This window comes from Vibrio sp. Y2-5, assembly GCF_014596725.1.
Classification (GTDB): domain Bacteria; phylum Pseudomonadota; class Gammaproteobacteria; order Enterobacterales; family Vibrionaceae; genus Vibrio.
This window is the reverse complement of sequence record NZ_JACVEG010000002.1, coordinates 474342-500445: the sequence shown is the minus strand read 5'-3', so window position 1 is coordinate 500445 and position 26104 is coordinate 474342. Positions and strand designations below refer to the sequence as shown.

Annotated in this window: 27 protein-coding genes; 10 read left to right on the top strand and 17 right to left on the bottom strand. The window is 45.5% G+C overall.

Going from position 1 to position 26104, the window contains the following annotated elements; genetic code table 11:
- Window positions 1-15: 15 nt before the first annotated feature.
- On the bottom strand, window positions 16-447 hold the full coding sequence (locus tag HUO09_RS07335) for a YccF domain-containing protein (protein ID WP_188233507.1): 432 nt from the start codon (window positions 445-447) through the stop codon (window positions 16-18).
- Window positions 448-741: 294 nt separating this feature from the next.
- Entirely contained in the window at window positions 742-1464 is a 723-nt protein-coding gene (locus tag HUO09_RS07330) for a sulfite exporter TauE/SafE family protein (RefSeq protein ID WP_167410236.1), read from the bottom strand.
- Between the two features lie 288 nt (window positions 1465-1752).
- Here HUO09_RS07330 and HUO09_RS07325 point away from each other — a divergent pair, with 288 nt between their 5' ends.
- The 3 genes from HUO09_RS07325 (at window position 1753) to HUO09_RS07315 (ending at window position 4983) form a co-directional block, all read left to right on the top strand.
- Window positions 1753-3108, top strand: coding sequence for an OmpP1/FadL family transporter (locus HUO09_RS07325; protein ID WP_188233506.1), 1356 nt, complete (start codon window positions 1753-1755; stop codon window positions 3106-3108).
- Between the two features lie 123 nt (window positions 3109-3231).
- Window positions 3232-4116: a DMT family transporter gene (locus HUO09_RS07320; protein ID WP_188233505.1), complete on the top strand. Its 885-nt coding sequence runs from the start codon at window positions 3232-3234 to the stop codon at window positions 4114-4116.
- Between the two features lie 255 nt (window positions 4117-4371).
- On the top strand, window positions 4372-4983 hold the full coding sequence (locus HUO09_RS07315) for a hypothetical protein (protein ID WP_167410233.1): 612 nt from the start codon (window positions 4372-4374) through the stop codon (window positions 4981-4983).
- A gap of 90 nt (window positions 4984-5073) precedes the next feature.
- On the opposite strand, the gene HUO09_RS07310 is transcribed toward HUO09_RS07315, so the two are convergent.
- The 9 genes from HUO09_RS07310 to rsxA form a co-directional block, all read right to left on the bottom strand.
- A complete protein-coding gene (locus HUO09_RS07310; RefSeq protein ID WP_167410232.1) occupies window positions 5074-6264 on the bottom strand; it encodes a DEAD/DEAH box helicase in 1191 nt (396 codons plus the stop codon).
- 358 nt (window positions 6265-6622) lie between these two features.
- Window positions 6623-7159: a flavodoxin gene (locus HUO09_RS07305; protein WP_188233504.1), complete on the bottom strand. Its 537-nt coding sequence runs from the start codon at window positions 7157-7159 to the stop codon at window positions 6623-6625.
- Window positions 7160-7312: 153 nt separating this feature from the next.
- A complete protein-coding gene (locus HUO09_RS07300) occupies window positions 7313-7573 on the bottom strand; it encodes an RnfH family protein (RefSeq protein WP_188233503.1) in 261 nt (86 codons plus the stop codon).
- Window positions 7570-8277 (bottom strand): electron transport complex subunit E, encoded by a 708-nt coding sequence (locus tag HUO09_RS07295; protein ID WP_167410229.1) that lies wholly within the window; start codon window positions 8275-8277, stop codon window positions 7570-7572. The genes HUO09_RS07300 and HUO09_RS07295 overlap by 4 nt, the downstream gene beginning before the upstream one ends.
- On the bottom strand, window positions 8270-8878 hold the full coding sequence (locus tag HUO09_RS07290) for an RnfABCDGE type electron transport complex subunit G (RefSeq protein WP_188233502.1): 609 nt from the start codon (window positions 8876-8878) through the stop codon (window positions 8270-8272). The genes HUO09_RS07295 and HUO09_RS07290 overlap by 8 nt, the downstream gene beginning before the upstream one ends.
- A complete protein-coding gene (locus HUO09_RS07285; protein ID WP_188233501.1) occupies window positions 8875-9876 on the bottom strand; it encodes an RnfABCDGE type electron transport complex subunit D in 1002 nt (333 codons plus the stop codon). The genes HUO09_RS07290 and HUO09_RS07285 overlap by 4 nt, the downstream gene beginning before the upstream one ends.
- The gene (gene rsxC / locus HUO09_RS07280) at window positions 9873-11516 is read right to left on the bottom strand and encodes an electron transport complex subunit RsxC (protein WP_188233500.1); all 1644 of its coding nucleotides are present in this window, start codon (window positions 11514-11516) and stop codon (window positions 9873-9875) included. The genes HUO09_RS07285 and rsxC overlap by 4 nt, the downstream gene beginning before the upstream one ends.
- Window positions 11517-11525: 9 nt before the next feature.
- The gene (locus HUO09_RS07275) at window positions 11526-12059 is read right to left on the bottom strand and encodes an RnfABCDGE type electron transport complex subunit B (protein WP_167410225.1); all 534 of its coding nucleotides are present in this window, start codon (window positions 12057-12059) and stop codon (window positions 11526-11528) included.
- Between the two features lie 42 nt (window positions 12060-12101).
- On the bottom strand, window positions 12102-12677 hold the full coding sequence (gene rsxA, locus HUO09_RS07270) for an electron transport complex subunit RsxA (RefSeq protein WP_167410224.1): 576 nt from the start codon (window positions 12675-12677) through the stop codon (window positions 12102-12104).
- Window positions 12678-13006: 329 nt separating this feature from the next.
- Here rsxA and nifL point away from each other — a divergent pair, with 329 nt between their 5' ends.
- The 5 genes from nifL to HUO09_RS07245 all read left to right on the top strand — a co-directional run bounded on the left by nifL (window position 13007) and on the right by HUO09_RS07245 (window position 18525).
- Window positions 13007-14536 (top strand): nitrogen fixation negative regulator NifL, encoded by a 1530-nt coding sequence (gene nifL, locus HUO09_RS07265; RefSeq protein WP_167410223.1) that lies wholly within the window; start codon window positions 13007-13009, stop codon window positions 14534-14536.
- A 6-nt stretch (window positions 14537-14542) separates the two neighbouring features.
- Window positions 14543-16180, top strand: coding sequence for a nif-specific transcriptional activator NifA (nifA, locus tag HUO09_RS07260; RefSeq protein WP_188233499.1), 1638 nt, complete (start codon window positions 14543-14545; stop codon window positions 16178-16180).
- A gap of 167 nt (window positions 16181-16347) precedes the next feature.
- The gene (gene nifB / locus HUO09_RS07255; protein WP_188233498.1) at window positions 16348-17721 is read left to right on the top strand and encodes a nitrogenase cofactor biosynthesis protein NifB; all 1374 of its coding nucleotides are present in this window, start codon (window positions 16348-16350) and stop codon (window positions 17719-17721) included.
- The gene (locus tag HUO09_RS07250) at window positions 17699-17983 is read left to right on the top strand and encodes a 4Fe-4S dicluster domain-containing protein (RefSeq protein WP_188233497.1); all 285 of its coding nucleotides are present in this window, start codon (window positions 17699-17701) and stop codon (window positions 17981-17983) included. The genes nifB and HUO09_RS07250 overlap by 23 nt, the downstream gene beginning before the upstream one ends.
- 11 nt (window positions 17984-17994) lie before the next feature.
- On the top strand, window positions 17995-18525 hold the full coding sequence (locus tag HUO09_RS07245) for a nitrogen fixation protein NifQ (protein WP_188233496.1): 531 nt from the start codon (window positions 17995-17997) through the stop codon (window positions 18523-18525).
- Between the two features lie 104 nt (window positions 18526-18629).
- On the opposite strand, the gene HUO09_RS07240 is transcribed toward HUO09_RS07245, so the two are convergent.
- The 4 genes from HUO09_RS07240 to HUO09_RS07225 form a co-directional block, all read right to left on the bottom strand.
- The gene (locus tag HUO09_RS07240) at window positions 18630-19124 is read right to left on the bottom strand and encodes a DinB family protein (RefSeq protein ID WP_188233495.1); all 495 of its coding nucleotides are present in this window, start codon (window positions 19122-19124) and stop codon (window positions 18630-18632) included.
- A gap of 38 nt (window positions 19125-19162) precedes the next feature.
- Window positions 19163-19657: an ATP-binding protein gene (locus tag HUO09_RS07235; protein WP_167410217.1), complete on the bottom strand. Its 495-nt coding sequence runs from the start codon at window positions 19655-19657 to the stop codon at window positions 19163-19165.
- Window positions 19658-19693: 36 nt separating this feature from the next.
- Entirely contained in the window at window positions 19694-20170 is a 477-nt protein-coding gene (locus HUO09_RS07230) for a DUF2059 domain-containing protein (RefSeq protein ID WP_167410216.1), read from the bottom strand.
- Window positions 20171-20483: 313 nt separating this feature from the next.
- The gene (locus HUO09_RS07225) at window positions 20484-20810 is read right to left on the bottom strand and encodes a hypothetical protein (protein ID WP_188233494.1); all 327 of its coding nucleotides are present in this window, start codon (window positions 20808-20810) and stop codon (window positions 20484-20486) included.
- A 325-nt stretch (window positions 20811-21135) separates the two neighbouring features.
- Here HUO09_RS07225 and HUO09_RS07220 point away from each other — a divergent pair, with 325 nt between their 5' ends.
- Window positions 21136-21654, top strand: a complete 519-nt coding sequence (locus tag HUO09_RS07220) for an RNA methyltransferase (protein WP_188233493.1) — start codon at window positions 21136-21138, stop codon at window positions 21652-21654.
- Window positions 21655-21925: 271 nt separating this feature from the next.
- Window positions 21926-23305 carry an MFS transporter gene (locus tag HUO09_RS07215; RefSeq protein ID WP_188233492.1) on the top strand — a complete coding sequence of 460 codons (1380 nt, stop codon included), beginning with the start codon at window positions 21926-21928 and terminating at the stop codon, window positions 23303-23305.
- Window positions 23306-23368: 63 nt separating this feature from the next.
- Here HUO09_RS07215 and hmpA read toward each other — a convergent pair whose 3' ends face one another.
- Window positions 23369-24559 carry an NO-inducible flavohemoprotein gene (gene hmpA, locus HUO09_RS07210; protein WP_188233491.1) on the bottom strand — a complete coding sequence of 397 codons (1191 nt, stop codon included), beginning with the start codon at window positions 24557-24559 and terminating at the stop codon, window positions 23369-23371.
- Between the two features lie 169 nt (window positions 24560-24728).
- Entirely contained in the window at window positions 24729-25931 is a 1203-nt protein-coding gene (locus tag HUO09_RS07205) for an NnrS family protein (protein WP_188233490.1), read from the bottom strand.
- Between the last annotated feature and the right edge of the window lie 173 nt (window positions 25932-26104).

Sequence of the window (26104 nt, the reverse complement as noted above, 5' to 3'; positions counted from 1 at the left end):
TACGACTATAAAAAATTAATGGTGACCACCGTATCTAGCACCGTAGGCCACTTCTTTTGACACAATCGTTTGGCCAATAGGTGCCAGTGAAATCACTGCCAATTTCAGATGTTGCAATGCGAACGGAATCCCAATGATGGTGACAAAACACGCCACCGCTGACAGCACGTGACCAATAGCCAACCAGATACCTGCAAGAAAGAACCAAATAACATTACCTATCTTGCCTAAAATGCCAGTACCAACATCTTCACGGAACGTCAGTTCGTTGCGATAAACCGCTTCTTTACCAAACGGGAAGAATGAGAACGTACCGATAACGAAACATGCGCGTCCCCATGGAATACCAACCAGGCTGACAAACGCAAGTAGGCCAACCAGCCACCATGCCAGTCCCATCACGACACCGCCACATAAAAACCAAATAATATTACCGATCGTTCTCATTAAAACCTCTGATTTGAGACGCAAATTGCTAAGCTTCTGTGTCCAATAACAACTAAGTACGATTTAACCACTTAGCTTAAAGAAGCAACGCTTTAATAAGCGACTCATTTAAAAATAAAGAAATCTCAGACCTAAATGGCTGAATCCGCTAATGCTACTAGAGCCAGCAAGAAAAGACTTGCGGTTGGCGCATAAATCCGCTTTTTCCCATAAGGTTTGATGAAAAGAGTATTGTTGAACCTTCCTTAACAGAAGATGAATTCCCCCTGAGAGATCGAGAACTGCCAAGGTATATCACATAAAGCTACGCCATATTGCGGTAGTACCGCTGATCAAACAAAGCGCTAATGCACCGATTCGAATTTTCTCTTTAGGTAACGCATGGGTTGTCTTACGAGCGAGCGCATAACCTAACCAGGCGGCAGGTAACAAAGGAATGCTCAACATGACATGATGCATGTTGAGGTATCCCGCTGGCACTTGAATAGCCAATGAGATGATGGAACTAAATAAAAAGAAAGCCGAAAGATTCCCGCGTAACTGATTCGCTTCTTGGTGTTGTAACAGTAACGCCATCGGTGGACCACCAATAGAGCTGCTGGTACCGAAGAAGCCGGAGAAAAAGCCAGCGACGACCATTCGTCCTGGTGTCGGTTCGATACGGTATGGAAGCAAACTCACAACCACCGCAAACCACACCAATAATCCCAGCCACAACGCCAGAACATCGCTTGATACCATTACCAGTAAAAAGCCACCAGCGATTGAACCGGGAACACGACCAATCAGTGCCATTTTCAATCCACCAATTGAAATGTCCGAACGTAGCTTAATGGCATTCAATAATGAGATAAACAGCGCACAAATAACAATGGGGGCAGGTACGTAATCAGGTGAAACCGAGAATAAAAGTGGCGCTGCAACAATGGCTAAACCAAATCCTATTGCTGTTTGAACATACGAACCAACAAATATCAGAAACATAGCAATAAGAGTGGTACTACTTAAATATTCCATCATGCTGCCTTAAAAGACTCTAATTGTGAGAAACTTTGCCAAGATCGAGCGATCCTATAGATGGGGGGCATTCTTACACAAACCATCAAATTTGTAGAGTCACTCTTTGATTTCATTAGTAAACAGAAACTGGCGAGCGTAAGTCAGCCCATTCCTACGCAAAATCCACGGTTGTGTAAATAACAAGTCAGCTCCCGTCAGAAAGGCGTCAAATACCCACTGGACTGATCTGTTTCCGTACTTTCATTGGATTAAATCCAGCCTCCAATTGTTCGAGGTACTACTCCAATGAAAAAAACGTCACTGATTACATCTCTGTCAGCAATTACATGTGCAAGCTTGATCTCTGCGAGCGCTGGAGCGGCAGGATTTCAGGTTAATGAACACTCGGCGACAGGCCTAGGCCGAGCTTTCGCTGGCGATGCCGTCATTGGTGATAATGCTTCGGTACTCAGTCGCAATGTTGCAGCGATGACGCTGTTTAAACGCGATGCCATGTCTATGGGTTTGACTTATGTTCGTCCAGATTCAACCATCAAAGATGCGCAATACCATTCAGCGCAAATTGGTGGAAATATACATGCCGTCAATAACGGCACTCTCTTCAATCCAAGTTTATCTCTTGAGGTCTCACCTTACGCGTCCCCAACCGTCACCGATGTCGATGATGTTGAAGGTATCGGTAAGCAAGCTGTGGTACCTAATATTTATTACATACATCGCCTGAACGACGACTGGTATTTAGGTCTGTCAGCCTATTCCAATTTCGGCACCGACATCGAATTTGAACCCGACTACGCTGCCGCAGTGTTTGGTGGTACAACCAAAGTCACCAGCATGAATGCTGGCATTAGTTTGGGGTACAAAATGAATGAACACCTGAGTTTTGGTGGTGGTATTGATGTGATTTACGGTATCGGGACCCTATATCGCGATATGGGCTTGGAGGTTTGTTTAAGCGCAACGGTACCCGGCTCAGGAACTTCTGAACGATGCAGTGGTGTACAAGGTAACGCGCTAAGTGTCGAAGCTTCAGGTGTTGGTGTGGGTGCAAACGTTGGAATGATGTATGAGGTCAATGACAACAACCGCTTTGGCTTGAGCTATAAATACAGCCCAGAAATTGAAGCACAAGGTGACATTCATTATGTCGGCCAAACATTCGATAATCTCTATATACCGCTGCCAGATATCGCCGAGTTCTCTGGATATCATCGTGTGCTACCTGACGTTGCTCTGCACTACTCAGTACAATGGATTAGCTGGTCTAGATTTGACTCACTTAAAGCAGATGATACCGCGTTAAAAGAGTTCCAATGGCAGGACTCTTACCACTACTCTCTGGGTGCAACTTGGTATGCAACCGATAACTGGGCACTACGTACAGGATATATGTTCGACAAAACACCGGTCGATCAACTGCAATCTATCTCGATCCCTGATTCAAACCGTCACTGGCTATCAGCAGGAGCTACCTATCATTGGTCAGCCAATACCAGTATCGATTTCGGTATGACGTATCTTATTGGTGAAGATGTCGCTATCACAGAATATTTGGAGGAGCATGTCGCTGTTCCACGTATTGAAGCAACCACTCGTTCTGATGCATTACTCTTTGCCATGCAATTCAGCCACAGCTTCTAAGTCGAGTGAGTTCATTGGAATTAACTCGACTCACTTAGATTTAAAACAGCTTTTCAATTACAAACTTTCCTCTACAATAGCGCCACTTTCCGTGACTGGCTAACTACTCAGGCATCCTTTTTCATGTCGAACACCATTACGCGAGCTATTTTATTGCTAGTGCTCGCGAACCTTGTTGCATCATTTTCAGATGTATCGTTAAAAATCCTCAATGGCGAAGTTCCAACTTTCCAATACGTTTTTATCCGCCAACTGATCGGTACACTGATGTTACTGCCATTATGGTGGAGGCTACCTAAAGAACAGCGTCATCAGGGTCGCTGTAAAATCGCATTCACCCGAGCACAGTTGATCTTACTCGGCAGTGCGTGCGCCATGATAACGATTACCTACATTCCGCTCGCCACGGCAAACGCTATCTTTTATGTTGGTCCGATTTTGATGCTACCGCTTTCTGTGCTGCTATTGAGCGAACGTCCGGGAATGAAACAGATCATTACTACGTCCATCGGTTTCATTGGCGTGTTAGTGGTACTGCGCCCAGAGCAATTCCATTGGGCGGGTTTAGCGGGACTTGGTTGCGCATTATCAATGGGGATGGGCAATATATTAATCCGCCGTCTACCGGAAAATCAGCCATTGATCAGTACACTGTTTTGGACCAACGTAATGACACTACCGCTAGCATTGGTTCTGGCTATCCCTGGCTGGTCTGAAATTAGCTGGGTACACTTAGGTTGGATTGTCGTTATCAACCTATTGGTATTGGCTTATCACGCACTGGTTGTTATTGCTTATAAGAAAGTAGAAGCCAACAGAATTGCATTAGCGGAATACTCCGGCTTAGTGTTTGTCACTTGGTTCGGTATTATGTGGTTTGATGAAATTCCAGACTTACTAACCGCGCTGGGTATTTTGTTGATTGTCGTGCCTATGATGCCAATCAAATGGTCGAAAGTTATAAAGTTCAAATCAAAACTGCCGCCGACCGCTACAGAGCACATCTAAATAAACGAAGCAGACAAACGATAATCGAACTTACTCAGTTAGCCTATTTGGATTTTAGATCTTTACGATCCTTCGTATAGCACCTGATGATGACAATGGACAAAACCTAACACATACACAAAAGACTATAATTAACACTAAAACCATACTTTATTCTGACAATATCACCTGAAAAACAAACATAATTCTAACCATAAATTAAGGTACGTCCGACGTAACCTTTACCAACCATAAACTCACTTTAAAGGCTTATCAATGATAAAAAAATTTTTCCTCGGTTTTGTCATTATTCTTGGTTATTTTTCGTTACCATTTTTAGTTACTAACGTGTTAGAAGACTCACTGACAACAGAGTATTTAGTAGGGATGGTACTGGCTTTTGTTATTGGCTTTTTCCCTCTGATGTTTTTTCTTTCTAACAAACTATTCATGTTTAAAGCTCTACACCAAAATCCGCTCAGCGAAGACAAATTAGTAGAAAAGATTAAGCAACTGAATCTAAAAAACTGTAAGTTAACTGCTGAACACCATGATGATTTCTTAGTGTTAACATCCCCCTATATGAATGCTGATTTTATCTCACTAACCCAGAGCCAAAACATACAACAAACGTACTATATGAAGCTATGGTTCGATGATAGTAAGCATTTAGTTAGATTCAAAGACCATCTAGTTTCAAGCTCTTCGCTGATAGGGTGTAACAACTTTTCATTTTCTGTGAGTTCTCAATCTGGTTATGTATCAACGGCAACTTATCTCATGGACTCAACAGGAAACTTGGTTCGATTTAGTAACGCGGAATTACACAGAGAGTTGATAAAAGTGGTCACCGAAAATGGCTGGGATCTAAAGCTGAAATTAATTTAGTCTGGTATATTATCTACTTTCAAATCATCCCAGAGCAACATTAGATATTATCTGGGATGACGTTCAACATAACTTAAGCGTCTATTACAATTACTCTTTAGGACGCTTATGCTTAGGCACATAGTTCAGAATAGAGATAGGTACTGGTTTACGAGGTTGGAAACCTTCCACTTCACGACGCTCAATCAGGTGGCCTAAACGGCTCTCAATCATGCAAAGATTCTTGAAGTTGTCTTTCGATACGAAAGAAATCGCCTCACCACGAGCATTTGCACGACCAGTACGGCCAATGCGGTGAACGTATTCGTCTGCTGGGAATGGCAAATCATAATTCACCACTCGTGAAAGCTCTTCAATGTCGATACCGCGCGCAGCCACACCCGTCGCCACTAGGTACTTAATTTTGCCGTTTTTGAAATCTTCCAGTAAGCGCGTACGCACTTCCTGACTGCGACCACTGTGGAACGCTTCAGCCGCGATTTCACGCTTTTCTAGCTGTGATACCAGCTTGGCCGCACCGTGTTTAGTCTCAATGAAAATCAAAGCCTGATCCCACTGATTTTCTTTTATCAGATGACTGAGTAGCGCTGACTTCATGTCTTTGTCGACGGTGATTAACCACTGTTCAATGTTAGACTTCGAAGCCTGATTCGCCGCAATCGAAATTTCATACGGATCGTTCACTGCCGTTTTAGCAAGGTCACGCACCTTGTGAGACAAAGTGGCAGAAAAGAGTAAACTCTGCGCATCTCTTGGCACACGGTCGATGATTTTGTTAATCGATTCGATAAAGCCCATGTCTAACATGCGGTCAGCTTCATCCAGCACCAGCATTTCGATTTCTTCGAAATAGACCGCGCGTTGACCGTACATATCCAGAAGACGTCCCGGTGTCGCCACCAGCACATCAACACCATCAATCAACGCCTGTTTTTGCGCCTTTTCGTCTACGCCACCGTACATCGCAAGCGAAGTGAGCTCGGTAAACTGACCGTACTCTTTTACTTTGTCTGCAACCTGAATGGCCAGCTCACGAGTTGGTACCAAAATCAGTGCACGAACACGTTTTTTCTTCTGTGTTTTTCCGCGTTGTAACTTTTCCAATATTGGTAGCACAAAACTGGCAGTTTTACCTGTACCTGTTTGTGCAGCGGCGATCAAATCCTGCCCTTGCAAAATCACTGGAATGGCTTTGGTTTGAATAGATGTAGGTTTCTGATAACCAAGATCCGCCACTGCTTTTGACAGTGCTTCACTCAATCCTAGTTTTGCAAATGACATGAATCGACTCTGAAAAGATTAATTTACGAAAAAGATAGAACAGCTTTTGTTCGCCTGCTCTAAATTGAGCCGCGGATTCTAACACGAAGAGACAATAAAAAAACTTAACGGTGGCTGCTTTCTTGTTTAAATGCTCCATCAAAAGACTAAGAGCTAAACATCCTGACTGCCTGTAAGTCTGCGTAATGTGGGAACGCACCAGCCACCGTTAAGAAACTGGTATTGAAATACTTTATTAACTAACTGATTAGGCAGTAAACACAAACACGCATGAACCCTTCCATGGGGCTCTAGCGTGCCATCCTTGGCACACAAGGTTTGTTTATCACTGCCCAATCATTTTTTCATCGACAATGAGTTAAAGACCCATTTCAGAGGTTAGCTGCTCTACCCAGCCTGCGATACGCTGATCTGTTAGGCTCGCTTGGTTATCCTTATCGATCACCAAACCCACGAAGTCATCACCATCAACGGCATTAGATGCGTTGAACTCGTAACCTTCCGTTGGCCAGAATCCAACCATTTCTGCGCCACAGTTAGCCACGTAATCATAGAGTTCACCAAGCGCATCTACGAATTCATTGCTATAGCTCACTTGATCACCTAAGCCATATAGAGCAACTTTTTTGCCCGTCAGATCCATATCGGCGAACTTAGGAAGAAACTCTTCCCAGCTCTCCTCTTGGCAATCCGTCGACAAACCCGGTAGTTGCCCTTGCCCTAGTGTCGGTGTACCGAGAATCAAACATTCATAGCTGGTGAATTCATCCACATCGACTCGGTTGATGTTCTTTGGTTTATCTGCAATCTCATCACCCAGTTGCTTTTGAATCAGCTTCGCCATTTTGCGTGTGCTACCTGTATCGGTACCAAAAAAAATGCCTACTTTAGCCATACATCACTCCTTTGAAAAATATGTCCTGACAGTTGCTGTGATTTTGTATTCATCATCACTGTTGCAATTGCCATTCCGAATTCCATCTCTTTATTTTCAAACAGTTACAAATAATAAAAACCTTACAATCGACAAATTGTCACAAACACGACATCAATCATCTTCGTCATCGTCGTCCTCCGGTTTCCATATGAGAGGTCGATAAATTTCCACTCGGTCACCATTTTTTAATGGCGCATCGAGGGTGGTGATCTTGCCGAATACGCCGACCTTTTGGCTGTCGAGTGCAATACTCGGATACATTTCTAAAATCTTCGAACCATGAATGGCACTTAACACCGTCGCCTGTTCGTCCACCGTTACAGGCAGCCACACTTGCTCACTTGGCAAGGCATACACCACACTCACTTTCATCCTTGCTCTCCTTGAACATCCAGTTTTTCTAGGCGACTTGTCTCGACAACGGCCATCAGTTTCTGTTTCAACGCCAACACTAAACCTAATGCGAGGAAACCGCCGGGCGGCAGAATCACCAGTAACAAGCCGTGGTAATCAGGAATGACGGTGGTTTCTAAAAAGGAAAAGCTCTTTCCGAGCAACAAGCTCGCATTGCTAAATAAAGTGCCGCTACCGACCACTTCACGGATGCCCCCTAGCACGGTCAGAACCCAAGTGAAACCTAAACCCATAAATACACCATCAATGATGGAAGGCACTAACGGAGAGCGACTGGCATAGGACTCTACTCGTCCTAAAATTGCGCAGTTGGTAACGATGAGCGGAATAAAAAGCCCCAACACTTTATGCAGTGGATGCAGATAGGCGTTCAGTAAAGCATCGATAACGGTCACAAGAGTCGCGATGATGATAACGTTAACGGGAATCCGAACCGCTTTACTTATCACGCCTTTTGCCAGGGAGTTGAGGGCATTCGAGAGCACCATCACCACCATGGTCGCCAGCCCCAAACCTAATCCGTTCGTGGCACTGCTGGTGACTGCCAACAGTGGGCATAACGCTAACGACTGGCTGAGGATGATGTTGTTACTCCACAGACCTTGTTGAATGATATTTTTGTATTCAGTTTTTGGCTTACTACTTGAAGAACAATCACTCATGGTTTGCCTCCTGTTCTTGTGCCAAAGCGAGGAGCGCTTTATGAACCCCTTTCACTACGCTACGAGGGGTTATCGTTGCACCGCTAAACTGGTCAAAGTCACCGCCATCTTTTTTCACTGCCCAAAGCAGTGTGTTTTCTAGCGAACGTTTAGCAAAGCTCAAAATCCAAGAGCTTTTCGCTAATTCGATCTTGTCCCCCAGCCCAGGTGTTTCACTGTGGCTGATGATTCGCACCCCGAGAATTTCACCTTTTGGTGTAGTTCCCACCAAATAGCTGATGGGGCCGCTGTAACCGTCTTGCACCCCGCGAATAACCCAGCTAATCACCTTATGTTGACTGTTCTCGACAGGGAACAAATCAAACTGCGTGCCTTGATACTCAATGACTTTTCCGCTGGCGAACACATCATTGCTGTATTCTTGACCGGCCAACACTTCGTTGAGCAATGCATTCTGATCTTCAGCAATGCGCTGCTCAATTAATGGTTGGGTTACCCACTGTGTTGACACCAGAAATATTGCGGCCAAACCACAGGTCACCGCCAACAAGCCCGCTTGATAACCAACCTGTTCTTTCCATTTTTCAATCTGCTGCATCATGATGATTTCTCCACCACTGAACGACGGCCAAACACATTCGGGCGCATGTAGTAATCAATAAGCGGGCTGGCGGCGTTCATCATCAAGACCGCAAACGCCACGCCTTCGGGATAGCTGCCAAATGTTCGAATTAGCCAGACTAAGAATCCGCATCCCAAGCCGTACAGCATCTGACCACGAACACTGGTTGGCGATGTCACCAGATCTGTGGCGATGTAGAACGCGCCGAGCATTGCGCCACCACTGGTCCATTGAATCCAAAACGGCAGATAGGTATCAGGCGAAATAAGGTGCGCTGCAAGAGCTGGAGCTCCTAGACCTAACATAAAACTGGCCGGAATCGCCCAGTGGATGATACGGCGGTAGAGCAAATACACACCGCCAAGCAAGATAAAGAGTGCATTGGTTTCACCAAAACTGCCTGATTGCTTTCCTAACAAGAGGTCAAGAAATGCGATAGGTGCTGTACGCTCTGTACTGAGGGCAGTGGCTGAAGTCACACCATCAAAATGAAACCAAGCAGCAGGAACCGAAACCAAGTTATTGCTTAAATCGATCGGTGTTGGATCAGCCCAAAGCGTCATTTCGACAGGAAAACAGATCAACAACATCACGCGCGCTAACATCGCCGGATTGAAAAGGTTTTGCCCTAATCCGCCATAGATGTGTTTGCCCAAAGCAATGGCAAAAACAGAACCAAATACCCCAAGCATCACTGGAAACGTTGGTGGCAGACTCATCGAGAGTAAGATACCAGTGAGCAAAGCCGAACCATCCATACAGGCAATGGGGTTCTTTTTCATCGCCATCAAACAGAGCCATTCCGCCACCACAGCAGTAACGCAGGTTGCAAACATTAACGCCACACTGTTTAAACCAAACTGAAAGAAGCCAAAAATGCAGGCTGGCAGCAAGGTCAAAATCACGGTGTACATAATGCGAGTACTGGAGTTCGCATTGTGGGCAAACGGCCCTATCGCTGCGTCATATTTAATCATGCTTGCTCCTCCTTCGTTTTACGTTGAGGTCTGGGTGGGCGTGCAGGGCGAACAGGTTTCTCAGAAGTTAACGACACAGTATCTTCAACCGCATCAGCAACTTGGTTGCGAGCGACTCTGGTAGGTCTTGTTGGTCTTGCCGGTTTGTCTTCAGCCATTGCTAAGTTTGAACGCTCAGTAGATGCCGCCCCGCGAGCTGGACGCGAAGGACGTTTCACCGATTTTGCTGCAGCAACAGCAATCGCTTCTGCTTGCAAACGCTGCTTGCGCGCTTCATTAAGTGCTTTGACCTGAGCGGATTTTCTCTCTTGCTGAGCATTAGAATTAATCACCCCTTTCGCGTGCATAAAGTACTGCACTAAAGGAATGGAAGATGGGCAAACGTAGCTGCATGCTCCACAAGAGAGACAATTTTGCACCCCAAGCTCTTGAGTACGTTTGAAGTCAGAAACTCTTGTGTATGCTGCCATTTGAAACGGCATAAGATTCATCGGACATGCACGTACACATTGACCACAGCGAATACACTCCTGATGTTTGTATTCATCAATGACTTCATCTTCAGTGAGAGCAAGAATGCCTCCGACAGTTTTATCTATCGCAGCCTGAAGTGACGGGATCACTTGTCCCATCATCGGTCCACCAAAGATCAAACGTTCGGTACTATCACTTAAACCACCACAATAGTTGATCACATCATTCACTGGCGTACCGATGGGTATATCGATATTGCATGGCTGCTCAATACCCTTACCTGACACGGTCACAATGCGCGACACCAGAGGACGCTCAAAACGCACCGCGTGATAAACAGCACGAGCCGTCGCAATGTTGTTAACCAGAATGCCAATTTGAGTTGATAAACCACCGGCTGGCACTTCATGCCCTGTCAGAGTTTTAATCATGTGTTTTTCTGAACCCATAGGGTAAACACTCGGCACCATACGTATTTCAATCTCAGGCTCCGCACTGGCGGCGTGGAACATTTCATCAAAGGCATCACGTTTATTGTCTTCGATTCCAACGATGGCTTCTCTAGCGCCACTCGCTGTCATCATTAACTTTATTCCAGCGATGATTTCAGAAGGATAGGTCTGCATTGTGAGGTCATCACAGGTGAGATAGGGTTCGCACTCACCGCCATTGATAATGAGCGTTTCCACTTTGGCTTTGCGTGCGAACATCAGCTTAGCGGCGGTTGGGAAACCGGCTCCCCCTAAACCAACAATGCCTGCTTCTTTTACTCGCTCGATAATAGTTTCAGGATCAAGGTTGGTAATGCTGCCACTGGAAGCGGGTTTCCCCCATTGGCGATCTTCGTTCGCACGAATAATGATGGTATCGCACTTCACTTTGGCAGGATGGGTAGTTAAATGCTCTGTGATTGCAGTAACAATGCCATTCACTGGCGAATGAACCGGAGCCACCATATCGGTATGCCCAACCGCGATTTTCTGACCGCGATAGACATGCTCACCCACTGCCACCAGCGGTTTTAAACGCGCACCATTGCGCAATTGCAAAGGCATAAATACATTGCGAGGCCAGAAACCCGTGTCAATTTTCTTATCACTGGTTAGCTCTTTGTAAGCTTTCGGATGAACGCCTCCACTAAACGGATGGCCGCTAAAACTCAACATATTTTACTCCTAAACAACGACAGATAATGTTGGCTTTGGCCAGTACCAACTCGCGGCATCTGGCTGAACTTCAACCATAGATAAGCAGCCTTGAGAGCAGGCTTTCTGACACAACTGGCATCCGGTACATACGTCTTTAATGACAGTATGCAGTTGTTTTGGCGCGCCAACGATGGCATCAAACGGACACGCTTTATAACAACGGTTACACCCCGTACACTGGCTTTCTACGATGTATGCCACTAAAGGCTTATCTTGTTCGGCGACATCAATCGACACTCCCAACATCTCGGCAACTGACAGAGCTAAGTTCGCACCGCCAGGTGGGCAAGCATTCGGATTAAGCTCTCCTGCCACCATTTTTTCAGCCGCTTGACGACAGCCAGCTTCACCGCACTGTCCACATTGACCTCCGGGCAAAATGGCTTCGATTTGATCAACCAGTGGGTTGCTCTCTACTCGAAACAAGATGGCGGCATAACCAAGGGCAATACCCAGTAATGCACCCAGACAGACAAAAAACACCAAAGCTATGATTAACATCGACAGTCCTCCTTGACCGCACCCAAACATTAGATCTATACGTTACGCCATTCCTGAAAAGCCCATAAAGGCCATGGATAGAAACCCTGCCGTAATAAAAGCGATAGGTGTTCCTTTAAATGCAACAGGAACATGGCTGAGTATTAGCTGACTACGTAAGCCCGCAAAGAGAGTAATGACGATTAAGAAACCGGCTGCCGAGCCAACGCTGAACATCAGAGTATCGATAAAAGAAAGGTCATCCTGAACGGCGAGCAGCGCGACACCAAATACGGCGCAGTTGGTAGTAATAAGTGGAAGGTAAACCCCCAGAGCCTGATAGAGCGCCGGAAAGCTTTTCTTTACGTACAACTCGGTGAATTGAACCACAGCCGCAATCACAAGGATGAAAGAGATGATACGCATAAATTCGAGCCCTAATGGACGCAATATGTAGAACTCAAGCAGCCAAGTTGAAACCGTTGCTATGGTGAGTACGAACGTGGTCGCCACCCCCATTCCCACTGCGCTGCTGATCTTGCTCGAAACACCCATGAACGGACACAGACCGAGAAACTTAGCCAATACCACGTTATTCACGAACGCGGCACTGAGCAAAATAATCAATCCTTCTGACATAACTTCATTCCTTTTCTACTAGGGTAATTGCATCTAGGGTCAATTGACCTTTCCCTAGCTTGGTGCATACGTTATGCCAGAGGCTTTTTTTGCACTAAATTGATTCGCGCAGCCCTGAAAACACCACTGTTAACGCAAGATTAAGCGTTCATTTTCAGGCTAAATTTCTTTTGTAAGAAAGGTGACAAAGTTCAAAATTTATCTTTCGTTTGTCTTAAATCAAACAAGATGATGTTAGTGAAGCTCAACCATTCCCATACTTTTTACATGGAATAAGAAATGCATTGTTGCTTGTGACAAAGGACCAAACAGAGCGAAGGATGGCACTTATGGGACAAGTAGACACACTCTTAGAAGGCGCAACTCCGCCTATTTTCAATTACCAAGCATTCGAACAGATCGTCTCACATGCGCCAGTCGCGATCAGCATCACTGACCACAAAGGCACTATCCTGTTTGTGAACCAAACATTCTCGGATATCACAGGCTACAGTTTTAGTGAGCTCATCGGCAGAAACTCTTCTCTTCTCTCTTACAAAGCCACACCAAGAAGCGTGTACGAAAACTTATGGAAAACCATATCGGAAGGGAATCACTGGCAGGGACAGTTGGTTAACCGTAAGAAAAGCGGTGAAGCGTATATTGCAGAAATCTCCATTTCACGCCTGTCACATCCTCAAGGTGAAATTTGCTATTACGCCATTCATAAAGACATAACCGAGCGTCACCAACTGATTACCGAACAGAAAAACCAGTTTACGATGTTTCAGGCAGTGCTGAATGCTGCACCTATCGCCATCGCACTGATTGATAGCTCACACCGTGTTCTGTTTAGTAATCAGAAGTTCATTAATATTGAAAAGAGCATTGGGCAGTCTCCGATTGATGCGCTGCTCAACAGTTTGCTCAATGACTACGGGCATGACTCGGTAGCCGATTTCCTCGGCAAAAAGGATAGCCGTTACAAAGGGGTATACATCGAATCCTGCGAACACTCTCGCGAACGTTGGTTTGAATACGCTTTGGTGAAAACGCCAGTTGCCGCCAGCAGCGTGGATGCTTACTTTATGCCTGAAGATGATGACTATACGGTCATCGCGATTTCAGAAAGAACACGCGAGAAACAACTGGTGGAAGAACGCCGCATCAATGCAATGAAGCTGATGGCTCGCGACAACAAATACGTGCATGCTATGCAGGAAGCGTTGATGGGAACACTGCATCAGTTGCAAGGTCCATTCAATATGATTGAATCTGCGGTAAGAATACTCAAACGCACCAATCCATCCTGCCCTGGCTTAGTCGCGATGGATGATGCGATGGATATCGCGCTGGATGCAATGCAAGATATCAAACTTGCGATTCCCGAGCGCACCAGCGAAGCGTTTCAGCCAGTAAATCTCAATCAGGTAATTCGAGATGTCAGTGATATCAGCACTGATGAACTGCTCAAGTCATCGTCGAATTTGGAACTCATACTGGCTCCTCGTCTCTCAGCTATTAATGGGATGTCTCACCGACTAATTCTGGCATTAAAGCAACTGATTGATAACGCGATTGATGCCATCCAAGCGGCGAAAACCAGCGACCGAACCATCATCATTTGCACTTACGAAAGTGACGGTGAAATTAAGGTGATTGTGGAAGACAGCGGTATTGGTATTGAAGAGTCGCAACGACTCAAAATATTCCAACCTTTCTTCAGTACCAAACCCAAACACCAGACGGGTTGCCGAGGAATCGGGCTGTCGATTGTGCAGCAGGTTCTCAATGAACACTCAGCGACCATCAAAGTCAGCAATAGTGAGCGCTTACGTGGCGCGCACATCTGTCTTACTTTTCCCATCAGCCAATGGTGATCGACTATGACAGACGAAATGACTTTATTGAATTTAGAACGTCAATTGCTGGCGGCCATGTACAAGATTTCCAGTGTACTGAACACTAGCCTCAACTATGTGGAATCGTCGGATAAGATCCTGCAAGTACTGCATGACGAATGCGCTTTACAATGCGGAATGTTGACGATACTCGACACTGCTCGCGACATTCTGCTAATCAAGTCGGTTCACTCTCCGCAACCGAATGCGGCAGCGCAGCACAAACAGGTCTCCTACAAAGTGGGCGAAGGGTTGGTCGGCGAAGTACTGCGTCAAGGCAGCTCAATTGTGATTCACAATCTGGGTCGCGACCAACGTTTTGCAGACAAACTGGCACTGTATGATTACGACAAACCATTTATCTGCGTCCCTTTGAAAGACGCCAATGGCAAAGTGATTGGTGCTTTATCAGCTCAGCCGCCAAAGTTTGTTGAAGGCGTTATCACCTTACAAACCAACTTCCTGAATATGATTGCCAACTTGATAGCCAAAAACGTTCAACTGGCCTACAAGGTAGAAACTCACCAGCAGCAATTAGTGGACGAACGAGATAATCTTAGACGTAAGGTTCGCAATAATTACAGCTTCCGCAATTTGGTTGGACACACTAAAACCATGCGTCAGATTTTCGAGCAGATCCGACTGGTCTCTCGTTGGGATTCTACGGTACTTATTCGCGGCGAATCCGGTACAGGTAAAGAGTTGGTAGCCAACGCCATTCACTACAATTCACCAAGGGCAAACTTACCCTTTGTAAAACTGAACTGCGCGGCGCTGCCCGATAACTTACTCGAATCCGAGTTGTTCGGTCACGAAAAAGGCGCATTTACTGGCGCGATAAAACAGCGCAAAGGACGCTTTGAAATGGCCGACAGCGGTACCATTTTTCTTGATGAAATTGGCGAAACCAGTCCTGCCTTTCAAGCAAAGTTGTTACGAGTATTGCAGGAGAAAGAGTTTGAGCGTGTGGGCGGAACCTCGACGATTTCGGTTAACGTTCGAATCATCGCGGCAACCAACCGCTACCTTGAACAGGAGGTGGCGCAAGGAAATTTCCGTGAGGATCTCTATTATCGCCTAAACGTTATGCCTATGTATCTGCCACCACTACGTGAGCGTTTGCAAGATATACCAGAGCTAGCTGAACACATGATGCAAAACCTCAGCAAAGCCCAACAACGTAAGCTGACACTGAGCGATGAAGCGATCCGTCTGATGATGTCACATCATTGGCCGGGTAACGTACGTGAGCTGGAAAATACGTTAGAACGAGCGTCGGTATTATGCGAATCCGGCGTGATTGGCCCAGAGCTGATTTCTCTCAATAAATCTCAGCCAGTGTTCCAGGCACCGGCTCAGCCAACGCTTCACCATCCCGTTAACAATCATAATCACTCCTCCCATCATACGGCTACTCATGTCTCGCCGATGAACGGGGCATCAATGCCAGACTATCCTCATTCGCCGCAAGATATTCCAACAGGTGATGAAAGAGAGATGGTAATAGACGCACTTGAGCGTTCAGGATGGGTAAAAGCAAAGGCGGCAAGACTGCTGAACATGACGCCGCGTCAAATCGCCTACCGTATCCAAATTATGAACATCGAAATGAAACAAATTTAGCTCGGAGTGCGAACAACAACTGGGAACCTTTGTCTGCTTTCAGACATTGTGGCAGACAAACCTTACCGGACAATAATATAAGTAATTGAATAATAGCATTTTTACACAGGAACAAAGCTTGCAGAGCAACCCTATCGTTTGATTTCAGCAGTAAACAAGAGGTAGACATGGAAAGTCATTCTCGCGCTGTCGGGCCGCAACACTCAACCCAAGATAAGGTGCACCATTTCTTTACCAAACAGGTACAAGAAAAAATTCAGCAGCACCCTTGTTACTCCAAAGAAGCGCACCAGTATGCTCGGATGCATCTGCCTGTAGCGCCTGCCTGTAATATCCAATGTAACTACTGCAACCGCAAATATGACTGTAGTAATGAGTCACGCCCCGGTGTGGTTTCACGCGTAATGGACAGCAGCGGTGCATTAAAGCAGTTCAATGCCATTAAAAAGCGAGCGCCGAATTTGACAGTAGCCGGCATAGCCGGACCGGGTGATGCGTTGGCAAACCCGAAAGCGACCTTCACAACGCTGCGTTTATTGAAAGAAGTTCAGCCTGATGTTCAGTTGTGTATTTCAACCAATGGTTTGGCGTTAGCTGACCACGTTGAGCAATTAGCCGAAGTGGGCGTTCACCATCTGACCATTACCATTAACACTGTCGACCCAGATATCGGTGAAAAAATCTATCCTTGGATCTATTTCAATAATCAGCGCTTGCGAGGCAGAGAAGCGGCGCAGACCTTAATTGAAAGGCAGTTGCTTGGTCTTGAAATGGCTGCTTTGGCTGGCATGTTAGTGAAGGTGAATACCGTGTTGATTCCCGGTATCAATGACCACCACGTGGCAGCGGTATCTGAAGCTGTTAAACAACGGGGTGCACTGCTGCACAACATCATGCCTTTGATCTCAGATCCAAGCCACGGCACCTATTTTGGTTTAAGTGGTCAACGAGGGCCAACCGAAGAAGAAGTTGCTCTTGCCCGTGAGCAGTGTGGTGATCACATGCCACAAATGACCCACTGCCAGCAGTGCCGAGCGGATGCTGTCGGTATGCTGGGCAACGGCGAATCACCATGCTCTAGCGCTTCCCAATCGCATGAGAACGATCTAGCGAATATAAGCAAGCCGTCAAATGAGAATAAATTCCGTGTCGCGATTGCCAGTGATGGTAGCGGCAGCGAACATATTCAGCTCCATTTTGGTCATGCGACACGTTTTGAAATTTACCTGTTCAGTGAGGAATCACAACAGTTTCTCTATCAGGAAACACGCCATGTTGAGTTGTACTGCAACGGGAAAGATGACTGTGATGATGGCAGCGATGTCGATAAACAAGCTCTGATTGAAACTATCGCTGACTGTCAGATGGTACTGAGTGCACGCATAGGCATTACCCCATGGCGAGACTTGGAAAAACTGGGCGTTCAACCCAATGTAGACTTTGCTTTTCAGCCAGTCGCAACCAGCTTGGAGAGCATTGCCCAAGATCTTATCGCAAACCAAAACAGGGAGGCTGACTATGAGCTTTGTCATCAGCAATAAATGTGTTGGCTGCCACGCATGTATGGTGGTGTGCCCAAATCAAGCCGTCTATCCAGATGCGGAGCTCGCGAATCAATTCCATATCCATCCCAAACGGTGTGATGAGTGTTCGGCGCATTACGACAATCCACAATGTGCAAGCATCTGCCCTGTTGAGGAAGCCATTCTTGATAGCACTAGAAATCCTCTCAACCCGATAGGCAGTTTAATGCCCGCTATCGTTGCTAATCAGATGTCGCAACAGGCTAGTGCAAAAAAATAGCGAGGCCACACATGATGGATAACGTGATTCACGACTATTGGCAGCCAATAGTAGAGAGCTATCAAAGGGGCGAAACAGCCCTGCCTCTTTTCATGGGTTTAAACCCGCGCGAATTTGACTCTTTGATGGTATCCATTGGTTATCAATGCCCACAACTATCACAAGAGGTAGAATCGAAGCTCCAGCTGCGATTGGAGCTGCTCAATATTCGAATCAGTGAGTTGGAAGAGCTTGAGAGGCTGTTGGTTGAGTCGCTCAATCCAGACGTTACTTTTGGCTGCGAAATGGTCACCGTCTTAGCCAGTGCTTGTTTGGGCAGTCAGCATTTATGGCGAGATTTAGGTATGCCTGAACGCCCTCGTCTAACGGCTCTGTTTCGAGACTTTTTTCCATCACTGCACGCCAAAAACGTCAATAACATGCGCTGGAAGCGCTTTTTGTACCGTCAACTGTGTGAAAACGGAGGTGACTATGTTTGTCGTTCGCCAAGTTGCGAAGAGTGCGTAAGTTATTCCGAGTGTTTTGATTTGTCAGCAAAGTAGATCAGCTTTCCAACTCGGTGACGTTTCGATTCTCTATAGGTGAAGATAGAACTATCTTCAGCCTTCATTCAACCTACAGAAGTGTGTGATAGCAAGAACTGAAACTAGTTTTGCCTGCGTGAAGGTTCGGCCTGATGCAGGTAACGAGTAAAGGTATCTTTCGGACGCTCAAGACCGTTCGCAGCCAAAGTTCTGGAAGCCATACCTCTGTGATTACTACCGTGTGTCAACAAGTGCAAAAGAATTTCTTCCACCGTCAGTGTTCCTAAGTCGCCATCGACAAATTTAAAAACGATGCTTCTCTGAAGCTCTTCGGGCGTTAGCGACTGAGCGTAGTTCACTAGCCATGAATCATTCTCTTCCATCGTCTGACGAAGTTCTGCGATCGTAGGTGTTTCAACGGTATTATCAGCACTGTATTTCTCTGGTTCACCCAAAATTCGGCTGATAAAAAGACTATCAACCACAGTGGTATGGTTGAGAATTCGGACAAAGAAAATCGCATCATCTTGCGGTAACTTGTCAAACTGCTGTTCACCTAACACAAGTAACTCAGCGTTTGCCCATTGTTTATATTGAAATGCTTTTGCTAGCTGCATTTTTGCTCCCGTAATAGTCCATTAAAAACGCAATTAATTTAGCTTCTTTCCACTCGCACGATATTCAAATTCTCATCGCTGGTTGGAGGTTCGAAATACTGAGTCACATGATGAAAAACGGCATCCGTATCGAACTGTGCTCGCTCTGGCTGCTCAGTTCGTCGCTTTGCTATTTGAGACAGACATTGGCCGTCTGTAAGATCCAGAAACATTAACTCATGCTCACATCCTAATTCTGAGCATATAGAAATAAACCACTGTCTTTGTCGGGCTGTGTTGGCAGGAAAATCCATCACCACATTCGTCCCTGTTTTCAAAATGCTTTGAATATGGCGCTTGATGAACGGTTTAATTGCCGTAGAAAACTGAATGTAGTCATCAAAGGTCTGAATCTGATTGGGGAAATGAGCGGCCAACCACTCATCTTCAGAGACAAGTACTGCACTGTTTTCAGCAGCAACAACTTTGGAATAGGTCGATTTACCTGCACCCATTTTCCCGCAGAAAAAGAACAGTTTTCCTAATTGCTTCATGTTGCCTCCGTGCAGTTATGTTTATGACAAACCAGACTATTTCGCCTGATGTTTTTCAATAAACGGTGTCAGCTTTTCCAACAATAAATGCTGTTTATTTTGCGCTTCGTTCATGCCCAATTGAGCGCCTTTTTGAGTCAATGTTGGTGTAGTAACCACCAGTTTTTGCCCTGTTGGACTTTCAAAGAAACGAATAATGTCTTCCATTTCACCGACCGTAAAAGTTTGCGCATAAAGAACCGCAATCTGTCTTTTGAGCCCTTCCCTGTCCAAATCATTATTGAACCAATCGCGATAAATGTTCTTCAATTCAACCGTTTCTTCATCATTGAGTCGTAGATTGTCAGCCAGTTGATTGACGATCGGAAGCATGCTCTCAAAACCGCCCAGCATTTGTTCATCGACTTTCATAGTGCCCAACAATTTTTCCGCCGTCGCTATTTGCGAATCACTATATGCATGCGCATAGCCGACAAACATGAACGATAGCATCAATGCTATAAACTTATTCATTACCGTTTTCTCCCTATTCTGAGCGTAGAAACTCAATATGCAACCAGTTCATAAAATCAAACTGACCTTCGCACTTTATCTCGGAGCAATCAACCGTTATTTTTATGAAATTCATTAACTTATTAATACAGATAAGTTTTGAGAAGTTGCACACAAAATTCTAGAAAACAAGCCTATTGTTTAGCAGGAATAAGACAGAATTAATCACCCTTTACGAATGGGTAACTCTGGAAAGAGAAGAGATAGAAGAAGAGTTTGAGAGTTAGTGCGAAGTTGTTCGTCAACGAAACGGGGTTATTCAATCACTGCCAACTCAAATCAATCGAATAGGATCTTCAGGGCAGTGGATCATTTGTAGTTCAGGGAACATTCGAGAAATCTTATAAGCGGTCGACTTCGCTAAACGAGCAGTAAAATGAATCTGGTGCCCAAAGCCCCATTTCACACTCATGCTTGCACCATTTTCTGCCTTTGCATTTGAATGAGGATTGATTCTTAACACCACCGCTTGACTAGGGAATTCAATGGTTAAAGCATCTGTATTAATCATAAAATTGCCATCTTCCGTGCGGAAAAGCTCAAAATCACCATTTTGAGATATTACATGTTGATAAATTTCATTCATTTCATCGTTCACCACTTCGACTCCACTTTTCTATATTATGCGACTTGAGCATATTATGTTATGCAACTTGAGCATATCAATTCCTGATTTAGCTCATACGGAGAACAAAGCAAGAAATCGCTGACAAACAATAGAGATCTTTCCTATTGTTGGGCTGCGAATACTGGAACTGGTTATAAAAATTGTTACCCACAATGATCGGTTTTGCGCTTCGAAATCACGCTATAGGCTGTATAAAATACTCATTCATCCATAGTACTTTTTCAGGTTTAAGGCCATAATTCGGCTCACTCGTGAGTTTTATACTCTCACCTAAAGAAATCAGAAGTGAAAGACAGTAATGACAACAGAGTCGACAGCCATTATTGGACTGCATAACCCTAAAAACCCAACCAACGTAGGCGCAGTATTGCGCGCAGCAGGTTGCTACAACGCAACGCAAGTTCGTTACAACGGAACACGCTATAACCGAGCCGCAAAGTTCCAAACGGATACAAAACATGCCCACGAGCGAATTGGTCTGGTGGAAATGGAAGATCTCACCGCAGCTATTGCTGATGATGTTGAGATCGTATGCGTTGAGCTGGCAATTGGCGCTGTCCCACTCCCTCACTTTGCGCACCCAGATAAAGCGATATACGTGTTCGGTCCAGAAGATGGTTCTCTACCGCAAGAGGTCGTCGACAAAGCTCATCATGTTGTCTATGTTCCGACCACCGGCTGTATGAACCTTGCGGCTACAGTGAATGTCGTGCTGTATGACCGCATGGCAAAAACCATGGGTAACATCGATCATCACCAGCAAGTGTTGGCAAACAGAGACAATAAGAACAGATTGATAGTGAAAGAAGGTGTTTAAGAGTCATAGTCACCGATTCCTCTTGTGATCTATAAAGTAGGGCTGCGTTATGCAGCCCTACTTTTTATAAAACGCTTATTAAGGTTATGGTTAAGCTGCTTGCTCGCTGATAAACCTAAAAGACAGACGTTCGATTAACCAAAAAAATCAGAAAATTGCTTATTTAATAACAGTTGTATAACCGTTAGACTCATTAGAACTAGATGCTCTTTTCCCCCTCCATAAATTCTAATAATCGACTCAACGCAGGTAGGCACCTTAGGGATATTAAATGACAAACCCGCTACGTACTTTCTCAGCACTATACCTCACAACACTACTCACCGTTTTAGCGAGTGGCTTACTCACAACCTATTTAGGTCTTAGACTTTCAGCAATGCAAGTCCCTGAATTATGGATTGGGGCCATGATGTCTGCGTATTACGCAGGGCTAGTTGCAGGTTCTAAAATCGGACACCGATTGGTCGCTCAAGTTGGCCACATTCGTGCTTTTGTCGCCAGTGCTGGCATAGTCACAGCGTCTGCACTTGGGCACGCATTGGTGGATGACTTATCAATCTGGATTATTCTCAGACTGATCATTGGTATCGGAATGATGTGTCAGTACATGGTGTTGGAAAGCTGGCTCAATGAGCAGGCAGATAACAGCCAACGTGGTGCTGTATTTGCCAGCTATATGATTGTCTCCTATTTGGGGTTGATTCTCGGCCAAGGCGCAATCAGCTTCTACCCAGATCTCGGGTTAGAGCCGATACTGCTTATCGCTATCTGTTTTGCTTTGTGTATTGTGCCCATTGCGCTGACGAAACGAATTCACCCAGATCCATTAGTTCCTGCACCGCTGCAAATCACTTACTACTGGAAAAAAGCGCCTCAGGCACTGACCACCGTGGCTATAGGCGGTATGATCGTCGGTTCTTTCTATGGGCTTGCCCCTGCTTACACAAGTAACCTTGGTATGCATCCAGACCAAGTTGCAACGTACATGACGGCGACTATCATGGCGGGTTTGTTGGCTCAATGGCCTATGGGTAAGCTCTCCGACATGATTTCCCGTAGCAGCCTAATTCGAATTAACTGTGTATTGCTCGGTGGTTTAACGGCGGCTATTGCCGTTCTGCCATATGAGAACCATTTATCTCTGGTCATGACTTTCCTATTCGGTATTTTGGGATTCACCTTGTATCCTCTGGCGACGGCGTTAGCAAACTCGCGTGTTGAACAAGGAGAGCGTGTAGGATTATCCGCCACTATCTTACTGACATTCGGTCTCGGAGCCTCTATCGGGCCACTGATTGCTTCCACCATCATGCAGTGGTTTGGCAACAACATGCTTTATGGCTTCATGGCTGCATGTACCTTAGTGATGTTTTTCCGTTTGCAATACATCAATGCTCGCCAGAAAAAGGCCGAAGTCTACGTATCGGAAGACTACATTATGGCCACGGGTGACTTAGTGTCCTCCCCTCTTGCAGTAGCACTTGACCCTCGTGTCGATGTGGAAAGCGTTCAGGAAGAAATGACACCTTCGTTTGAAGCAGAAGAAGAGAGCGAAAAGGACGACAGTGATTACCAAGACGACGAAATTGACGGCGACCACGATGACATCGTCATTATCAACGCCGATATTGAGGAAGAAGGTAAATCATGACTTCAACACTGAATATTAAGTAATTCATATCCCCCAAGCTTTACGGCTTGGGGGATTTTCATATTAGGCTACGCCACCAGAACCAAACGCTTCTGCATATATTTGCGTCTCCGATACACCTAGTTGACGAAGCTGTGTCATGTAATGAGACATGAACGCCATTGGCCCACACAGGTAGTAATCCGCTTGGGTAAAATCTTGCGGCAAAACATGAGTTAGATCGAACGGAGCTTGTTGTGCACCGTTGTCCTGATTAGCTCCGTGGTCATAGAAATAGTTCACCTTCATCCCTTTTTCGGCATACTCATCAGTGACCGACTTAAATGCATGAACTTGAGGGTTGCGAGCACTATGAATGAAATGCACTGAGCCTAGAGCATCTTTCTTATTCAGATAGCTGCTCATTGCCATCATCGGCGTAATACCCACACCGCCACTCAGCAGCACGATTGGACGCTCGCTCTGTTCATTCAGCACAAATTCGCCATACGGTGCAGAGACTTCAATCACATCGCCCTGTTGGATTTCTCCATGCATATGGTTAGACACAAGCCCAGCAGGTTTGTGCTCTGCCGCGGACTCTTTTTTGATTGAAATTCGCAGTGTCTCCTCATTGGGTGCTTGAGACAAACTGTACTGACGAGGCTGATACAGGCCCGTTTCTTTGACAAACACGCGAACACTGATGTACTGCCCCGGTTTGAATACCGGTAGTGTTCCGCCATCTGTCGGCTCAAGATAGAAAGAAGTGATTTCTTCACTTTCTGCCACTTTGCTGCGAACGCGGAATGGACGCCCCCCTGTCCAGCCTTGCGCCTTTTCTACAGATGCCTGATAAAGCTTAGATTCCACATCAATAAACAGATTGGCCAACTGTTGGTAAGCCGCAGCCCAAGCATCGATCAATTCATCGCTTGCAGCATCACCCAGTACTTCTTTGATTGAAGCTAAAAGGTGTTTACCGACAATACTATACTGCTCAGCTCGGATACCTAAACTGGTGTGTTTGTGAGCTATACGCTCAACAACCGACAACAATACGGAAGGATCATGAATGTTTTCAGCATAAGCAAGCACTGCCATAGCTAAAGCGTGAGGCTGATTGCCGGTTTTTTGATGTGATTGATTGAAGACGTTTTTCAGCTCGGGATTGTGTTTGAGCATCCGTTGATAAAAATAGCTAGTCAGTGCGACACCACTTTCTCGTAAAACAGGAACGGTGGCTAACACTAATGACTTTTGACTTTCTTTCATTTGAAATTTCCTATGCAATTTCTTTGTAATTATCTAGTTACTAATAATAAGCAAGTTATAGAACTTGAGGTCTCAACGTTGAATAACAAACGCATCAAGCCATTCGTCATATTGAAATAAGAATAGTTGAGCAAGACTAATGGTTATGAACGTTTGTCTGTTGATGGGATTATCCTGGGTGACCGTCAGCTCGTGGGCGTAACAGCATGGTGCCAAATTTCAGGATGAATAAAGTGAATGCGATGATCCAAAGCGCTGCCGCGATATCCACCATCAGCAACATGTGCTGCGGCCAGAAAGCGACACCAAAACCTCGCACAAAAGCAGCAAGCACGATGGCTGCAAACGCAAACCACATGTTTGGGCCTTGATAAATCATTCGCCCTGTATGCCCCATAGTCACACGAGAGATCATCGATAAGATAAGCCCACCAATCGCTCCGATAGCGATCACGTGTAACATGTTGTGGGATACAAACAGGCCGTTAGGAATCCAATTTAATTCCGCTAACGCTTTGATAAACAGCCCAGAAGGAATGCAGGCATAAGTTAGATGTAACGACCACACTAACGGCTCTTTTAGCGTTGTCCATGGCTTCCAACGTAGCCAACGAACCAATTGCATCGCCGCTGCGAATAGCATGATAGCTGGACTAACTTGTTCACTGGTTAACGGGAAAAAGCTTAAAGCAAATAACATAACCAACGGTACATTGGCCGCGGCATCCAACCAAAGAAGAGTGTCGGCTTTCTCGAAGTTAAATCGACGCGCGGTGAAAAACGGAATCACTCGCCCGCCCATAATTGAAATGAGCAGTACAAACCACCACAGCATCGCCTGCCAGACCGCAATTGAAGGGAAAGGAGGCATGCCCTTGATGGTTGCGTAACTGGCGTAGTTCGCCACAATGGCCAAGACAAAAAATGGCAAGAAGATCAGGTTACGGTAGCCTTTAGCTTTCACCACTCGAAACGAAATCTCATACGCAACTAAAGCAAGAAACAGCGCTTCAATGGAAGAGGTAAGCCAAAGCGGAACGTCTGTCCAAAGCAACACTCTCGGCAGCATCCATAGTAAAACAAGCACACCTAACCATTTGTCTTTGGTGCCGTTCACACCTGTCCAGTTTTGAACAGCGGTCAATAAGAAACCAGCCACAATCGCCATGGCAAAGCCAAAAAACATTTCATGAACGTGCCACCACAAAGCAGGAACTCTTAATTGAGCGGGCTGACCATGTTGAAAGGCATATACCCAAATGGCGATCGCGATAACTGAATATACGCTGCCAAATAAAAAGAAAGGTCTGAAGCCTAAGCGCAAAACGGGGATGACTTTATCTTCTGTACTCTTATCGGTGATGTTGAGCATAAACGAGCGATTCCTAGCAATACATCTAAATAACGAAGCAATAGCTATAGCACGAATTAAGCCAACTTTAAGTTGTTGATTTTTAATAACTTACATTTAAAAAGCTTGACAATAGCGTTGTAATAAATACATCATCAGTACGTTTTTGTCGCAACGTAGAAGCCCAAATGGAC

Bases quoted from the DNA above. Each gene is read 5' to 3' on its own strand.
- HUO09_RS07315 (WP_167410233.1), top strand. From the start codon at position 4,372: ATGATAAAAAAATTTTTCCTCGGTTTTGTCATTATTCTTGGTTATTTT.
- HUO09_RS07215 (WP_188233492.1), top strand. From the start codon at position 21,926: ATGACAAACCCGCTACGTACTTTCTCAGCACTATACCTCACAACACTA.
- rsxC (WP_188233500.1), bottom strand. From the start codon at position 11,516: ATGTTGAGTTTTAGCGGCCATCCGTTTAGTGGAGGCGTTCATCCGAAA.
- HUO09_RS07305 (WP_188233504.1), bottom strand. From the start codon at position 7,159: ATGGCTAAAGTAGGCATTTTTTTTGGTACCGATACAGGTAGCACACGC.
- nifA (WP_188233499.1), top strand. From the start codon at position 14,543: ATGACAGACGAAATGACTTTATTGAATTTAGAACGTCAATTGCTGGCG.
- HUO09_RS07295 (WP_167410229.1), bottom strand. From the start codon at position 8,277: ATGAGTGATTGTTCTTCAAGTAGTAAGCCAAAAACTGAATACAAAAAT.
- HUO09_RS07235 (WP_167410217.1), bottom strand. From the start codon at position 19,657: ATGAAGCAATTAGGAAAACTGTTCTTTTTCTGCGGGAAAATGGGTGCA.
- nifL (WP_167410223.1), top strand. From the start codon at position 13,007: ATGGGACAAGTAGACACACTCTTAGAAGGCGCAACTCCGCCTATTTTC.
- HUO09_RS07330 (WP_167410236.1), bottom strand. From the start codon at position 1,464: ATGGAATATTTAAGTAGTACCACTCTTATTGCTATGTTTCTGATATTT.
- HUO09_RS07320 (WP_188233505.1), top strand. From the start codon at position 3,232: ATGTCGAACACCATTACGCGAGCTATTTTATTGCTAGTGCTCGCGAAC.
- HUO09_RS07300 (WP_188233503.1), bottom strand. From the start codon at position 7,573: ATGAAAGTGAGTGTGGTGTATGCCTTGCCAAGTGAGCAAGTGTGGCTG.
- rsxA (WP_167410224.1), bottom strand. From the start codon at position 12,677: ATGTCAGAAGGATTGATTATTTTGCTCAGTGCCGCGTTCGTGAATAAC.
- HUO09_RS07230 (WP_167410216.1), bottom strand. From the start codon at position 20,170: ATGAATAAGTTTATAGCATTGATGCTATCGTTCATGTTTGTCGGCTAT.
- HUO09_RS07250 (WP_188233497.1), top strand. From the start codon at position 17,699: ATGAGCTTTGTCATCAGCAATAAATGTGTTGGCTGCCACGCATGTATG.
- HUO09_RS07290 (WP_188233502.1), bottom strand. From the start codon at position 8,878: ATGATGCAGCAGATTGAAAAATGGAAAGAACAGGTTGGTTATCAAGCG.
- HUO09_RS07275 (WP_167410225.1), bottom strand. From the start codon at position 12,059: ATGTTAATCATAGCTTTGGTGTTTTTTGTCTGTCTGGGTGCATTACTG.
- HUO09_RS07310 (WP_167410232.1), bottom strand. From the start codon at position 6,264: ATGTCATTTGCAAAACTAGGATTGAGTGAAGCACTGTCAAAAGCAGTG.
- HUO09_RS07205 (WP_188233490.1), bottom strand. From the start codon at position 25,931: ATGCTCAACATCACCGATAAGAGTACAGAAGATAAAGTCATCCCCGTT.
- HUO09_RS07240 (WP_188233495.1), bottom strand. From the start codon at position 19,124: ATGCAGCTAGCAAAAGCATTTCAATATAAACAATGGGCAAACGCTGAG.
- HUO09_RS07335 (WP_188233507.1), bottom strand. From the start codon at position 447: ATGAGAACGATCGGTAATATTATTTGGTTTTTATGTGGCGGTGTCGTG.
- HUO09_RS07245 (WP_188233496.1), top strand. From the start codon at position 17,995: ATGATGGATAACGTGATTCACGACTATTGGCAGCCAATAGTAGAGAGC.
- hmpA (WP_188233491.1), bottom strand. From the start codon at position 24,559: ATGAAAGAAAGTCAAAAGTCATTAGTGTTAGCCACCGTTCCTGTTTTA.
- HUO09_RS07220 (WP_188233493.1), top strand. From the start codon at position 21,136: ATGACAACAGAGTCGACAGCCATTATTGGACTGCATAACCCTAAAAAC.
- HUO09_RS07285 (WP_188233501.1), bottom strand. From the start codon at position 9,876: ATGATTAAATATGACGCAGCGATAGGGCCGTTTGCCCACAATGCGAAC.
- nifB (WP_188233498.1), top strand. From the start codon at position 16,348: ATGGAAAGTCATTCTCGCGCTGTCGGGCCGCAACACTCAACCCAAGAT.
- HUO09_RS07325 (WP_188233506.1), top strand. From the start codon at position 1,753: ATGAAAAAAACGTCACTGATTACATCTCTGTCAGCAATTACATGTGCA.